The organism is Exiguobacterium sp. s191 (assembly GCF_018618955.1).
GTDB classification, from domain to species: Bacteria; Bacillota; Bacilli; order Exiguobacteriales; family Exiguobacteriaceae; genus Exiguobacterium_A; species Exiguobacterium_A abrahamii.
In genome coordinates, this window is record NZ_JACSNC010000003.1 from 79302 (window position 1) to 93153 (window position 13852).

The 13852-nt window shown below is 47.7% G+C and carries 16 protein-coding genes; 6 read left to right on the plus strand and 10 right to left on the minus strand.

Annotated elements, in window-relative coordinates; translation table 11 throughout:
* The first annotated feature begins 10 nt into the window (after nt 1-10).
* Both motA and motB read left to right on the plus strand, forming a co-directional pair.
* The gene (gene motA / locus KNQ09_RS13720; RefSeq protein WP_023469698.1) at nt 11-796 is read left to right on the plus strand and encodes a flagellar motor stator protein MotA; all 786 of its coding nucleotides are present in this window, start codon (nt 11-13) and stop codon (nt 794-796) included.
* A complete protein-coding gene (gene motB, locus KNQ09_RS13725) occupies nt 771-1538 on the plus strand; it encodes a flagellar motor protein MotB (protein ID WP_214858820.1) in 768 nt (255 codons plus the stop codon). The genes motA and motB overlap by 26 nt, the downstream gene beginning before the upstream one ends.
* A gap of 42 nt (nt 1539-1580) precedes the next feature.
* Here the strand turns inward: motB and KNQ09_RS13730 are convergent, their stop codons facing one another.
* From KNQ09_RS13730 to KNQ09_RS13755, 6 genes are all read right to left on the minus strand, one after another.
* Nucleotides 1581-2114 (minus strand): DUF420 domain-containing protein, encoded by a 534-nt coding sequence (locus KNQ09_RS13730; protein ID WP_023469700.1) that lies wholly within the window; start codon nt 2112-2114, stop codon nt 1581-1583.
* A gap of 3 nt (nt 2115-2117) precedes the next feature.
* Entirely contained in the window at nt 2118-3545 is a 1428-nt protein-coding gene (locus tag KNQ09_RS13735; protein WP_214858821.1) for a dihydrolipoyl dehydrogenase family protein, read from the minus strand.
* Nucleotides 3542-3919: a DUF1499 domain-containing protein gene (locus KNQ09_RS13740; protein WP_050678428.1), complete on the minus strand. Its 378-nt coding sequence runs from the start codon at nt 3917-3919 to the stop codon at nt 3542-3544. Before KNQ09_RS13740 ends, KNQ09_RS13735 begins: the two co-directional genes overlap by 4 nt.
* 93 nt (nt 3920-4012) lie before the next feature.
* Nucleotides 4013-5371, minus strand: coding sequence for a sensor histidine kinase (locus KNQ09_RS13745; RefSeq protein ID WP_251133726.1), 1359 nt, complete (start codon nt 5369-5371; stop codon nt 4013-4015).
* A gap of 23 nt (nt 5372-5394) precedes the next feature.
* Nucleotides 5395-6087, minus strand: coding sequence for a response regulator transcription factor (locus KNQ09_RS13750; RefSeq protein WP_023469704.1), 693 nt, complete (start codon nt 6085-6087; stop codon nt 5395-5397).
* 20 nt (nt 6088-6107) lie between these two features.
* Nucleotides 6108-7313, minus strand: coding sequence for a hypothetical protein (locus KNQ09_RS13755; RefSeq protein WP_251138213.1), 1206 nt, complete (start codon nt 7311-7313; stop codon nt 6108-6110).
* Between the two features lie 178 nt (nt 7314-7491).
* Between KNQ09_RS13755 and KNQ09_RS13760 the strand changes: the two genes are divergently transcribed.
* Nucleotides 7492-8322, plus strand: a complete 831-nt coding sequence (locus tag KNQ09_RS13760; RefSeq protein WP_064300691.1) for a Cof-type HAD-IIB family hydrolase — start codon at nt 7492-7494, stop codon at nt 8320-8322.
* Nucleotides 8323-8691: 369 nt separating this feature from the next.
* On the opposite strand, the gene KNQ09_RS13765 is transcribed toward KNQ09_RS13760, so the two are convergent.
* Nucleotides 8692-9351, minus strand: coding sequence for a uracil-DNA glycosylase (locus KNQ09_RS13765; RefSeq protein ID WP_208796370.1), 660 nt, complete (start codon nt 9349-9351; stop codon nt 8692-8694).
* An 80-nt stretch (nt 9352-9431) separates the two neighbouring features.
* Here KNQ09_RS13765 and KNQ09_RS13770 point away from each other — a divergent pair, with 80 nt between their 5' ends.
* Entirely contained in the window at nt 9432-10157 is a 726-nt protein-coding gene (locus tag KNQ09_RS13770) for a WecB/TagA/CpsF family glycosyltransferase (RefSeq protein WP_214858823.1), read from the plus strand.
* A 280-nt stretch (nt 10158-10437) separates the two neighbouring features.
* On the opposite strand, the gene KNQ09_RS13775 is transcribed toward KNQ09_RS13770, so the two are convergent.
* Nucleotides 10438-11070 (minus strand): NAD(P)H-dependent oxidoreductase, encoded by a 633-nt coding sequence (locus KNQ09_RS13775; RefSeq protein WP_023469709.1) that lies wholly within the window; start codon nt 11068-11070, stop codon nt 10438-10440.
* A 146-nt stretch (nt 11071-11216) separates the two neighbouring features.
* The gene (locus KNQ09_RS13780; RefSeq protein WP_029342913.1) at nt 11217-11675 is read right to left on the minus strand and encodes a MarR family winged helix-turn-helix transcriptional regulator; all 459 of its coding nucleotides are present in this window, start codon (nt 11673-11675) and stop codon (nt 11217-11219) included.
* Between the two features lie 171 nt (nt 11676-11846).
* Between KNQ09_RS13780 and KNQ09_RS13785 the strand changes: the two genes are divergently transcribed.
* Entirely contained in the window at nt 11847-12107 is a 261-nt protein-coding gene (locus KNQ09_RS13785) for a hypothetical protein (protein WP_214858824.1), read from the plus strand.
* Between the two features lie 17 nt (nt 12108-12124).
* Nucleotides 12125-13078: a LacI family DNA-binding transcriptional regulator gene (locus KNQ09_RS13790; protein ID WP_214858825.1), complete on the plus strand. Its 954-nt coding sequence runs from the start codon at nt 12125-12127 to the stop codon at nt 13076-13078.
* A 54-nt stretch (nt 13079-13132) separates the two neighbouring features.
* Here the strand turns inward: KNQ09_RS13790 and KNQ09_RS13795 are convergent, their stop codons facing one another.
* A complete protein-coding gene (locus KNQ09_RS13795; protein ID WP_214858826.1) occupies nt 13133-13786 on the minus strand; it encodes a C40 family peptidase in 654 nt (217 codons plus the stop codon).
* Between the last annotated feature and the right edge of the window lie 66 nt (nt 13787-13852).

Below are 13852 nucleotides of genomic sequence, written 5' to 3' on the forward strand. Positions count from 1 at the left end.
CACATCAATCATGGATATCGTGTCGATCATCGGGATCATCCTTGGTCTCATCACACTAGTCGGAGGTATGATCTTAAAAGGTGCGCCTCCAGTCGCTCTACTCAACCCTGCAGCCCTTGTCATCATCTTTGTCGGAACGGCAGCTGCCATCATGATTTCCTTCCCGAAGGAACGATTGAAAGTCTTACCTGCCTTGTTTAAAGTCATCTTATTCGAACAAAAGCTGATGACAAAACAAGTGTTGCTCGGACAATTTTTGACACTCTCGACGCAAGCACGTAAAGAAGGTCTGTTATCTCTCGAGTCAGCACTTGAAGAAGTCGATAATGCCTTCATGAAGCGTGGCGTCATGATGGTCATCGATGGGCAGCCATCCGAATATGTCGAGGACGTCATGACACGTGACCTCGAAAACATGACGGAACGCCATCATGCCAATGCGAACATTTTCACGCAAGCCGGTACTTACGCACCAACGCTCGGGGTTCTCGGTGCCGTTGTCGGTCTCGTTGCCGCCCTATCCGATTTATCGGACATCGAAAAATTAGGTCACGCCATTTCAGGTGCCTTCATCGCGACGCTGTTCGGTATTTTCACCGGGTACGTCCTATGGTTCCCGTTCGCAACGAAGTTGAAGCAAAAATCAGCAAGCGAAATTCAGTTGTACGAGATGATGATTGAAGGAATTCTATCGATTCAAAACGGTGAATCACCAAAAAACTTAGAAGATAAGCTACTTGTGTACTTGACACCGAAGGAGCGTGCGAACTATGAAGCGGAAAAAGAAGCCGCATGATGAACATATCTCCGAAGGCTGGTTAATTCCGTACGCCGACTTATTGACCTTGCTTTTGGCCCTCTTCATCGTTCTGTTTGCTTCGAGTAATGTCGATGCTGTGAAACTAAAAGCAATGTCCCAGTCGTTTAGCTCCGTCTTCAACGGTGGCTCAGGGATGATCACGAACAGTTCGCTCTCCACCCAAGAAGAAGAGGATTCAAAAAAACTCGATGCCCGGACGAAGGCACAAAGCTATGAAATCGCAGAACTCGAAAAAATCAAAGAAGAAGCCAATCAATACATCAAAAATGAAAAACTTGAAAAAGACATCAAGGTTGAAATCACGAATGAAGGACTCGTCTTTACGATTCGCGACCGCGCACTGTTCTCACCAGCTCAAGCAGAAGTAAGAGGACGCTCGCTTCAAATCGCAGAGGGGATGAGCGCACTGCTCGTCAAGGCAGGACAACGTCAGATTCAAGTCTCTGGCCATACAGACAACATTCCAATCAATACAGCACAGTATCCATCAAACTGGGAACTGAGTGCTGATCGGGCGATCAGTTTCATGCGCGCCTTACAACGGAACCCAAAGCTTGAACCAAAACGCTTCACCGTCAGCGGTTACGGTGAATTTCAACCAATCGCGTCCAATCAAACAGAAGCAGGTCGCAGTCAGAATCGACGCGTCGAAGTGTTAATTCGACCATTGATCGATTTGAAGGCGAATGTACTCGACGAAACAAAAGTTAAGTCCTAACGATAAAAAATCCTTCGTGGCAGTTCGCCACGAAGGATTTTTTTAATAATACGGACGAATCATGATGTAGACGATGACACCGGTCAAACTGACGTATAACCAAAGCGGCATCGTAAAGCGTGTCCACTTTTTATGCTTCTCGAAGTTTTGATTCACAGCGTGCGCGAGTGACATCAAGACGAGTGGGACGATGACTGCAGCTAGGATGATATGCGTAATCAGGATGAAGAAATAGACAGGGCGAACGAAACCTTCGCCTCCGAATTTCGTCGATTCACTGACGGCGTGATACGTGACGTACGAAATCAAGAACAGTGTCGTCGTCGTCATCGCACCACCAATGAAGCGACGATGGTTCACCCGGTTGCCACGACGAATGGAAATCCAAGCGCCGAGCAACAGCATGAAGGTAAAACTATTGAAGATGGCATTCAAAAAAGGAAGCAACGTCCAATCGAATCCTGAATCAACTTGTACTGGTGGCGCAAAGAATAAAAGGGCCACGAGCAAGTTGATGACAAGCGTCAGCAGGATGACGAGCGGAACGAAATTCCGTTTAGTAGCAGGTTGTTGCATGAATCATTCTCCTTGTTTCCAGTCGAAATAACGTTTCAACCATTTTGGGATCGGACCAGCGAATAGACGTTCACGCCAGTAGACATCAGCAGCACGCTGAACAGCAGCACCACGGATCGGATATGGGTGGACGACACGCGACAATTGACCGACCTTATCTTTACGTGCCATCGCATAGACGACTTCTTGCATCCACTCACCCGCTTGTTCTCCGATTGCATGTGCTCCAATCAGTTTTCCACGCTTATCGGCGATGAGCTTGACGCGCCCTTGCGTCTGACCATTGATGACGAAACGATCGACTTCATCGAGACCGGTCTGATAGACCTTGATCTCCCCATGTTTCTTGCGTGCCTCGTCTTCCGTCAATCCGAGATGGAACAATTCAGGTGTCGTGAATGTGACCCACGGAACCGCGCGATAATCCGGCTTCGTCCGTAGACCGAATAAAGCATTCGTGACGACCGTTTTTCCTTCAAGCCCTGCGACGTGCGTAAACGGAAGTGAGTTGATCGTATCTCCGACCGCAAAGATGTGTCGCTGACTTGTTCGAAGTGAACCATCGACTTGGACGAATCCTTTTTCGACGTGTACACCAGCTCGATCGAGACGTAGTGTTTCGATACGTGGCTTACGACCGACTGCGACAAGCACGGCATCCGTTTCAATGACACGTGATTCGCCGTTTGCTTCGACCGTCACTTCGATGCCCCCGGCTGACTTGCGGACGTGCGTGACCTTCGTATCGAGATGTAATGTTAATTCTTGTTCAAGCTGACGTTGAATGACTTCGACCATGTCACGGTCTTCTTTTCCGAGTAACGTCTTCATTCCCTCGATAACTGTGACTTCTGTTCCGAGATGCGCGTAAGCTTGCGACAGCTCAAGACCGATCGCACCACCACCGATGACAAGCAGACGCTCCGGACGCTCCGTCAATTCGAAGATCGTCTCGTTCGTTAAATAATCAATCGTATCGAGTCCATCAATCGGTGGAATGATGGGTTGAGATCCCGTGGAGATCGCAAACTTCTCACCTACGACAAGTTGTCCCGCCACTTCCACTTCATGGGCACTGAGGAATGTCGCTTCTCCGATATAGACATCGACACCAAGGTCTTCGAACCGTTTCGTTCCATCGTGTGATTGAATGATGTTACGTGCCCGATCGACGCTTGCTTTCGTTTTGGAATAGACCGCGTCCCCGTTCAGTGTCACGTTGTACTTTTCAGCCGTCCGCTTCATGACATGAACATCGTGCGCCGCTTCGATCAAAGCCTTTGAAGGAACGCAACCGTAGTGAAGACAATCTCCACCTAGATGCGTATGGCGTTCGATCAGGGCGACGTGTGCGCCAAGACTTGCTGCACCGGCAGCAATCGTCATTCCGGCTGCACCACCACCGATGACGACTAATTGATAGTTCTTCATCGTGATCCCTCCTCGTAGCGACGTGTAATGTCTTCCATTCGTTTACGGTTGACGCCCCAGTCGGAGTACCCGACACGTGATGCCGAACGGAAATGAATCACCTGTGCAGCTTCATCGAAGTAAAATTCGACGTCATCCTTGAAGCGAAAGACTTTACTCGTGAAGATGGCGTGGATGTATGTCCCTTCCTCCTTGACGACTTTGACGCGGTCGAGGCTTTGTAGGATACGTAGTAATTGAAACTTCGAATCTGCAAGCGTTCCTTTGAACGGGAGCGGACGCATTTTCATATCCTGTAGATCGGTTTGAGTAGATACCGCGTTCGGTTTTCCGGAGAGCGGTTGAAGCGTACCATTTGAAACACCAAGTGCCATGACTGATTCCTCCGTTTCCTATCATCTGATCCATTTCGTACTATAATCCACTTAACTTTACCAGTTTCTGTTTCACTCTGCCCGTCTCAGTGTTTACGCTTTCGTGACAGGTAGCAGAATCGTCGCGATGACGCCGCCTTCCGGCTGATTATCAATGAATAGCTTGCCTTCATGTGCTTCGACGAGTTCTCGGCAAATCGATAGTCCGAGCCCTGTTCCGCCCTTTCCTTTTTGCACTTGATAGAACTTTTCTGTGACGTGACGTAAGTGCTCTTTCGGAATGCCAGGTCCTTCATCACTGAAGGAGAGGAACAACACACGCTCTGAACGAACGAGTCGAATGGTGATCGTGCCACCGACTGGAGAAAAGCGGATCGCATTATCAAGCAGGTTCAAGAAGACTTGTTTCAATCGGTTTTCGTCGTATAGACCGACGACTTGCGCCGGTAACTTCTGTACGATCTGGACATTTTTTTCTTCCAGCTTTTGACGAAGTTGCGCCGTTACGGTCTCGATGATTTCCGTCAAGTTGACTTCCTGACGGTATAAGACGAGGCGGCTCGTCTCGAGTTTCGAGAAATCGAGTAACTGCTCAACGAGCGAAATCAAACGCTCCGTCTCCGAATGAATGATGCCCATCCCAAGCGACGCCTCTTCCGGCAACTGATCCTGTTCGACGAGTAACGTTTCACTCCAGCCTTTGATCGATGTCAGCGGTGTCCGTAATTCATGAGAGATACCAGAAATGAATTCATCTTTCAACGTTTCCTGCTGTTTGATCTGTTGCCCCATATAATTGATCGTCCGCGCTAGTTCTCCAAGCTCGAACGAGTATTCCTCGTTCACCTTGACGTCGTAATGCTGTTTCGCGATTTGGTCCGATGCACCGATGACTTCTTGAATCGGTCGGACGATCGACGAGACGAGACGTGAGGAATAGATGAAGGCAAGTCCCCAAATAACTGTACCCAGGAGGACGATCGCTAAACAAATTTCGATCACACGTCGATCGATTCGCTCAAGCGACGTCGTATAACGAAGCGCTCCCGTCGTCTGACCGAACGATACAACAGGTTCTGTTACTTCCAGTAAATGTTCTCCCGTCGCTTCATCGTCATATCGTTTCGTGACGGTCTGTCCCGCCCTTACTTGATTGACCGCTGCTCGCGTCAACTTACGTTCCGAGATGAATCCGGTCGAAGAGTAACGCGGAATCCCTGTCGCATCCAACACTTCGATCTCGGCGTCCGGATAAGCGTAAGAATCGAGTACATCATGAATCGTCGCTTCTGAATCAGCGTAATCATAAGCAAGACCGCTATTCGCAAATAAGACAGCACTCGCATTCGCATGACGTTTTAAGACATCTGTCGCCGTCACGTAGTAATAGTTATAGGTCACGAACGAGAGGATCCCGATGACGAGTAAGACTGTCACCGTGATAATCGTCATGAACCGCATCAATATCTGGCGCTTCATTCTTCGTTACGCCACTTGTATCCATGTCCCCACAATGTCTCGATGAACTTCGGTTCCGCTGGATTCTCTTCGATTTTTTGACGAAGACGGCGAATGTTGACATCGACCGTCTTCCGATCACCAAAGTAATTCTCACCCCATACCGCATCGAGTAACTCATCTCGCGACATGACTTGATCTTCGTTTTTGATGAAGTGGCAAAGTAAATCGTATTCAGTTGGTGTCACTTCGACGTCAACACCTTCTTTTTGGACGCGCTTCGCCCCTAAATCAATCCGGAACGGTCCAGAGACGAGTTCACGTGGCTGTTTTCTCCGGCGTAACGTCTCTACCCGTCGTAACAGTGACTGGATGCGCGCAAGAAGCTCTGCTGGACTGAACGGCTTCGCGATATAATCGTCCGCGCCTACGCTTAGTCCCATGACTTTATCCTCTTCTCGTGTCCGTGCCGTCAGCATGATGATCCCGACGACCTCATCCTTTGCCCGCGCCTGTTCACAGACGGCAAAACCGTCGACTTCCGGCATCATGATATCGAGTAACAGAATATCGAAGGTTTGTTGATCAAACTGCGCAAGCGCTTCTTTCCCATTTTCCGCCTCGATGACATCATAGCCTGCTCGTTTCAAATTAATGACGATGAAACTGCGAATCGCATGTTCATCTTCGGCTACTAGTATTTTGGTCATTCTTTTCTCCCCCTGATTCTTTATTCCACGAGTGTGACACGATTGACGAACAATTCATAATCCTTCGTCGCATCAATCACATAGACATAATCGATACCTTCTTTGATTTTTCGTTTTTGATCACTCGCAATGTATTGATTCTTCGGAATGACCTCTAATTCGAAATCAATCTGCTTCGTTTCTCGATTGATGAACCGAACACGATTTTCGCGTTTCTCGATCGTTTCACGCGTCGCCCAGTTGGCAGGGAATCGCATGACGAAATTGTATTCTTGATCGATGTACTGCTCTTCCCGCAATTCGAATCCACTCTCGAGAAATGGCGGATTATCTGACCCATTCCATGTGTAGTATGCCGTGATGCGTGGTTTCGGTTCACCCTCACGCCCTTTACTGCCTTCTGGCGTATATTGATGACCAAACTCGACGATTCCGTCTTGATCGACATCTTTCGGGAAGGTATACATCGGTTCGACGATCTCATCGATCTGACCGAAACGAACCTGTTCCAACGTATCGTTCGCTAAACGGAATAATGCGATGTGCATTTTCGCATCTCGTGTATACGATACGATCAAGCCTTTATTTCGAGCGGCATTGATCGTATCGACTTCAAATAAATCATGTTCTGCGAATAAATCGCCATCCTGCGTTGAAAGTGTCGTCTCTTGGTGCTCTTTCGACAGGATGTCTTTATAATAGATCAGACGAGACGGACTGCCCTTTTGCAGAAGCACCATATCCCGCTCTCGATCTTGATTCAAATCAGCTACCGACAGACGATCATACCGATCGACTGTCGTGACGTCTCGTTGCTTCGATAGTAACTGCTCAATGATGTATAACGTATTTTCACCATAACTGGTAATACCGATGACCAGGTGGTTTTGTTTATGTCGTGCGTCAGTTATGACTTCGAGTCGATCGATGGCTCGACCGTCAGCTACCGTCTGTCGCGCCACGAGTCGCCATTTTTCGCCTTGTCGTTCATGGACGAGAAGATGAATCGTGAAGCGCCCGTCCTGCTCGCTACGGTAGAAGGTGATCGCTTCATCTTTACCATTTCGATCTAAGTCGACGAGTTCGTATAGGCGGGATACCGCTTGATTTCGTGGTGCCACGATCTCTGCCTGTTTCGGCAAATCGCGGTCAATCCGTTCTTTCAACGACTGCTCCCATGCCGGAAGGGACGGATGTTCGAGTAAAGAGGCGGGATGAGGAAACATCGTACTGCATCCTGCTAATAATAGACTTGATATGATCATGAAGAGATATTTCATAAAGTTGGAATCCTTTCCGTACGGGCTCTGTTTCCACTTTATCATACTCTCTTCGAGGAGAGTATATTGTCGAACGGGGGACAAGTTGTTACGATATACAGATAATTGAAAGGGGTTTGAATGTATGACGTATAAAATGATTGTTCTCGATTTAGATGATACCTTGTTGACAAGTGACCATACGATTTCACCACGTACGAAAGAAGCTTTACTCGCTGCGCAGCGACGCGGGAAGAAAGTCGTGCTCGCTAGCGGTCGTCCGACGTTTGCCATGCTCGACCTCGCAAAAGAACTGGAACTCGCCCGCTACGGCAGTTACATCCTAAGCTTCAATGGCGCTTCCATCATTGATTGTAAAACGAACGAGTCGCTCTTCCTCAGCACACTTTCCCCGGAGACGGTCCACCGCCTCGACGATTTGAGTAAACGGGAGGGTGTCTACATCCACACGTATGTCGGACATGAAATTCTGACAGAGGAACCGAATGAATATACGACGCTCGAAGGACAACTGACAGGCATGGAGGTCATCCCTGTCGCTGATTTTAAAGCCGCGATCCAAACACCTGTCGTCAAGTGTTTAATGATGGCAGAAGAGACGCACCTCGCGCGCGTCGAACAGACGCTTCAACAGGAACTTGAGGGTGAACTCGCGGTGGCTCGCTCGAAGCCATTTTTCCTTGAATTCACAGAAGATGGTGTCACAAAAGGCACAAGCCTTGCCTTACTGTCTGAAAAACTGGGAATCGCTCAAGAAGAAGTCATTGCTTGTGGAGACGGCAACAACGATCTATCGATGATCGAATGGGCAGGTCTTGGTGTCGCGATGGCGAATGCAGCCGATACCGTCAAAGAAAAGGCACAGTATATGACCGCTTCGAACGATGAAGATGGTGTTGCTCTCGTCGTCGAAAAGTTCATGATGGATGAAGAACCGGCGATCTCAAGCCGCTAAGTAACTCAAAAAAGAATGACGCGTCTTTTCACGCCCTTTCCTCAGGCGAGACACATGCCAATTTTCCTGCTTCATTCAAGCAGAAAAACGGGTCTTGTTTGTCTCTGACAGCGCAAATATGCGCTTTTTCCTGAAGGAGTTGCGTGTGACGCGTCATTTTTTTATACCTGGAAGAAGGATTTAGGAAGCGTTTCGTTCACTCGACATCGCTTCCTAGGGAAAAACAAGTAAGAGCGACCCTGCAGCGACGCAATGCTTGTTCCTGGAAAACGATTCGAGACGAACAAAAAAGCGCAATCCTTCTCGTTAAGAGAAAAACTGCGCTTTGTCTTCAGTCTCAGGCTGACTTTTGAGTCAGCCTTTTTTGATTTACGACAAACACCAGTCAATCGGCTCTCTTCCCTGCTCTTTCAGCCAAGCATTCGTTTGAGAATACGGTTTACTACCGAAAAATCCACGACTCGCGGATAAGGGACTCGGATGGACGGCTTCAAGAACAAGATGACGATCCGTATCGATCAGTGCTTTTTTACTTTTCGCATGATTTCCCCAGAGGATGAACACGATCGGTTGTGTCTGTGTTCCTAATACTTCGATGACCCGATCCGTGAACGATGCCCAGCCTTTTTTAGCATGGGATCCCGCTTTCCCCTCCTCAACCGTTAGCGACGTATTGAGCAAGAATACTCCTTGCTGGGACCATGCTTCGAGATTGCCGGATGTCGGTGCTGGACAACCGATGTCCGCGACAAGTTCCTTATACATATTTCGAAGGGATGGAGGAATCGGAACTCCGTCGTGGACGGAAAAGCTGAGTCCATTCGCCTGACGCGGACCATGGTAGGGGTCTTGCCCTAAGATGACGCACCGGACGTCTTCTGGCGCGACTGCATCAAACGCATGAAAGATCCGCTCTTTCGGAGGATAGACGGTCGTCGTTTGATAGGCTTCCTTCAAAAAAGCCCACAGTTCTTGAAAATAGGGTTTTTCCTTTTCTTCTTTTAACACGGTTTGCCAAGATGGATGCACGTGAATCCGCTCCTTTTTCAGTCTCAAGTCGCTGTTCGTCCGTCTTGATTCTGCTATGATGGATGATGAGGTGGAAAATTATGATTCAGACAAAACAATTATTCGGACTACCATTCGTCGATGCGACACCTTCGCAATGGTATACCCATATTAAAACAATCTTACACGACCGCGGAAAAGCCTTTATTGTCACGGCGAATCCCGAGCTCGTGTTGCGTGCATTGCGTGAACCTTCTTACGATGCCATCTTACGACGGGCGACGTTCATTACACCAGACGGGATCGGTGTAACGGCTGCCAGTAAACGGATGGGAGCACCGCTCACTGCGACATTGCCGGGAATCGAGACCGCACGTGAACTATTGCGGACGGCAGACGCACTCGAGAAGCGCGTCTTTTTACTCGGTGGACGTCCGGAAGTCATGAAATCGTTGATCCGTCAGTTATCGATTCGTTTTCCGAACATCCACTTCGTTGGAACGTTTCATGGTTTTGGAAAGACAGAAGAAGCTACGCGAGCGATCGCAGAAGCAGACGCTGATCTTGTTCTCATCGCACTCGGTGCGCCAAAACAGGAAGAATGGATTGCTTCCATCTATGATCAAGTCGATCATGGTATCTTCATCGGTGTCGGTGGTGCGTTCGACGTCTGGTCCGGACACAGTAAACGCGCGCCTAAATTATTCCGTCGCTTCAAGCTAGAGTGGCTCTATCGTATCTCGACGCATCCTCGTGGATTCGAGAAACTCAAGGACTTGTTACTTTTCCTGACGCTCGTGCTTCGTAAAAAATCAACGCTCTCTTGAGCGCACACAAAAAGGGCTGACTTAAAAAATGACGCGTCTCACACCCTTTCCTCAGGCGAGACACAAGCCAGTTTTTCCGCTTCATTCAAGCAGGAAAACAGGTCTTGTTTGTCTCGACAGCGCAAAATGGCGCTTTTTCTGTAGGAGCAGCACGATGCTTGTCCCAGGAAAACGATGCGAGATGAACAAAAAAGCGCAATCTTTCTCGTTAAGAGAAAAATTACGCTTTGTCTTCAGTCTCAAGGCTCCCGACACGGCGGGAGCCTTTTTGACGCTTATCTTATGCGTTGACAGTCGAGAATGAACGACCGAGTTCTTTTGCTTTAGCGATTGCTGCTTCTTTGATCTCTTCTGCTTTTTCTGGGTTCATTGCCATACCTTCGATGAAGAGTGCATCGTAGTCTGTTACACCAGTGAAAGCAAGTGCTTGACGGAGGTAGTCATCACCGAAGTTGAGACCAGATCCTGTGTAGACGCCACCTGTTGCTTGGATGTGGAGTGCTTTTTTGCCTTCCATCAAGCCTTTTGGACCTTCTGCAGTATAAGCGAATGTTTTACCTGCAAGAAGAACGCTGTCGATGTACATTTTGAGACGTGCTGGGAAAGAGAAGTTCCACATTGGTGTGACGAAGACATACTCATCTGCTTCCATGTATTGCTCGAGATGTTTTGTCATCGTACCGACTTTTGCGATCTCCACTTCTGTTAACTCTTCGCCTGTTGCGAATTTGCCCCATGCGCTAAGAACATCTGTATCGATTTCTTGGACTGTTTCGTTATATAGATCAAGAACTTCTACTTCAGCTGAAGGATTCGCCGCTTTGTAGCTTTCGAGGAATGCTTCACCGACTTGAAGGCTGAAAGAGTGTTCTGTAGCTTTCGGGTTAACAGTTACATAAAGTAATTTAGTCATTATTATTTCTCCCTTTTATTTAAAGTAAATTCTGTAACTAAACATACCAACCACCTTTTCGTTTGTCAATCAGTTTGACTTCCAAACGAATAAAAAAAAGCTCAAGTCCGTGACCTGAGCTTTCTTGATCTTATGAGTGCTAATTCTTACACATTTTCGAGTGGCGTATAATGTTCGGCTCGTAAACCGATTCGTTTCAACTGATCAATCAACTGTTCCTTTTCAGAAACCGACAAATCCTTAAATAAGTCTGCTAAAAAGGCTTCATGTTTCGGGAATGTCTCTTCCATTAGTTCACGTCCCGCTTCCGTTAATGTCCCAAACGTGACACGACGATCCGTCGCACATGATTTTCGCGCAATCAACCCACGCTTTTCAAGTTTATCCACGACATATGTCACACTTCCGCTCGTTAATAGAATCTTATCGCCAATTTGTTGTAGAGGCGTGTCCCCTTTGTGGTACAGCAATTCAAGAACTCCGAATTCCGATAAATTCAACTGATGTGTTTTGATGTCTGCCTTCACTTGCTCCGTCACCGCATGCATCGTCCGAGATAGAACAACGAGCATTTTTAATGCCAGCTTCGAGTCTGTCGATTCCATTTTACGTTCGCCCCTCTTTGTGTTGTATCGTCACAATCATAGACTTCTTTGTCTAACTGGTCAATTCTTGCTGAATTTTTCCAATCGATCCACTGCGTAAAAATAGTTCTTGCCGTGAAACGCGTTTCATAGCCTATCGTCTTGATATACACTAAAAAGGAGGTAATCATCATGTCGATTCATACACGGTTAACACAACTGTTTAAACGAAATGTTGCTTTTGAGTGGGCCATCGAACAATTGCATACACCAGCAGGCTATTATTTGTGTCAGCACACGTTGGTCGATCAATACCCTGATTTGTCTCCTCAAGAAAAAACACAACTGCTCTCAAAGATCAATGAATTGGCTGAGCAGACAGCTCCATTCTCGGCTCCCGTCTCCCGACAGGATTGGCGCCGACTTGAACGACGATTATCTCGTAAGATGTAATCCAGGAGGGATGCGCGATGACGAACATCCGAGACTTGGCACGTGAAGCCAACGTGTCCGTTACGACAGTCTCACGTGTACTAAATGATCATCCTTACGTTGCTAACGAGAAGCGACAAGCTGTTCGAGAAGCTATCGAAAAACTCGGATATATCCGTAATCAGACTGCCGTTCATCTATCGACGGGTATGACAAAAACGGTCGGAGTCATGCTCCCGTTCGTTGATCATCCGTATCACGCTGCCATTCTTCAGGGCATTGCGCAAGCTGCCTTTAACGCGAGCTATCGGTTCTTGACGTGGCAAACGAATTATGTGGAAACGCATGAGCAACTGGCACTGGATGCGCTGGCGCAACAGGAAATCGACGCACTCATCGTCGTGTCGCACAGTCTTCCCTTATCAGCGATTTTATCGTATGAACGTTATGGACCGATCGTCTTTTGTGAACATCATGAAGATGTCGCTGCCGTCTATATCGATCACTATACGGCCTTCCGACAAGGACTTGCACATCTGCGACAACAAGGACATACATGCATCGGCATCTGTCTTGGGCGACCAGATAGTACGAATAGCTTGGCGCGTAAACATGCGTATCAAGAGGTCGTACGTGACGAATTTGTCTATGAACAGACCTTGACGATTGAAGACGGTGCGACCGTCGCAAGACGCTGGATGCAACAAAAACAACGACCGACCGCTATTTTGACCGCAAGTGATCACGTGGCAGCAGGTCTGATCTTGGAACTCCGAAAACAAGGTTATCAGGTTCCTGGAGACCTGTCTGTCATTGGTTTTGATGGAAGTGAACTCGCTGAAGTCTTAGCGATGACGACGATCGCGATCCCTTATGCCACGATCGGGCGACATGCTTTTCAATTAACCGTCCGCGAAGATCTCGTTGCTCGTCCACAAATCGAAGTACCTTCGGCGTTCATTGCTGGAACGACCGTTCTTCCTCATACCTGAATCCATATAAAAAAGCGACGAGTTCATCGATTTGAATTCGTCGCTTCATTTCGTTTACAGAGTTCCTGCCGCTACATAACGTGATCCCCAGTAACCGCCACGGAACGATTCTTTGACGACTCTTCCATAATACGAGTTCGCATTGATCATCGTACCGCCATCGACAGCGATTCCAACGTGTTGAATCCCACTTCCATGTGTAAAGAAGACGAGATCCCCAGCGCCAGGTGCCGTACGTTTTGTTGCTGAGTATTGAGCCGCTGCCGTACGTGGGAGTGATTTTCCTAGTGCTTGATAGACGTAACGTGTAAGTCCAGAGCAATCAAAGCTAACAGGACCTGTCGCACCAAAAACATAAGGACGTCCTTTGAGACCTTCTGCTACCGAAACGATCGTTGATCCTGTTTTACTAAGACCTTTCGTCGCTTTAGCGTTATATGCTTTCGTGTATGTAGAGGCGATATAGGCTGATTTCCCCTGATGACGGATTTGATACCATTCTTTGACCTGACCTACGACGGTTACAGCTTGTCCAAGTTTCAATTGCCCGACTCGTTTACTCGATACAGCAGCTTTTGCACGAATATTCAGCACATCCACTGACACCACTACTTTTTTACTTGTTGCAGCTTGCGTTGATGCTGGGACGAGTGTCCAACTACTGATGAGTAACGTTAAGGTTAACAAAACACGAGTGACAGCTTTCATCGATTCATTCTCCTCTTATGTATGAATGTATTGTACGTCTGAATTGTCAGATAATTTCTGTTTTTA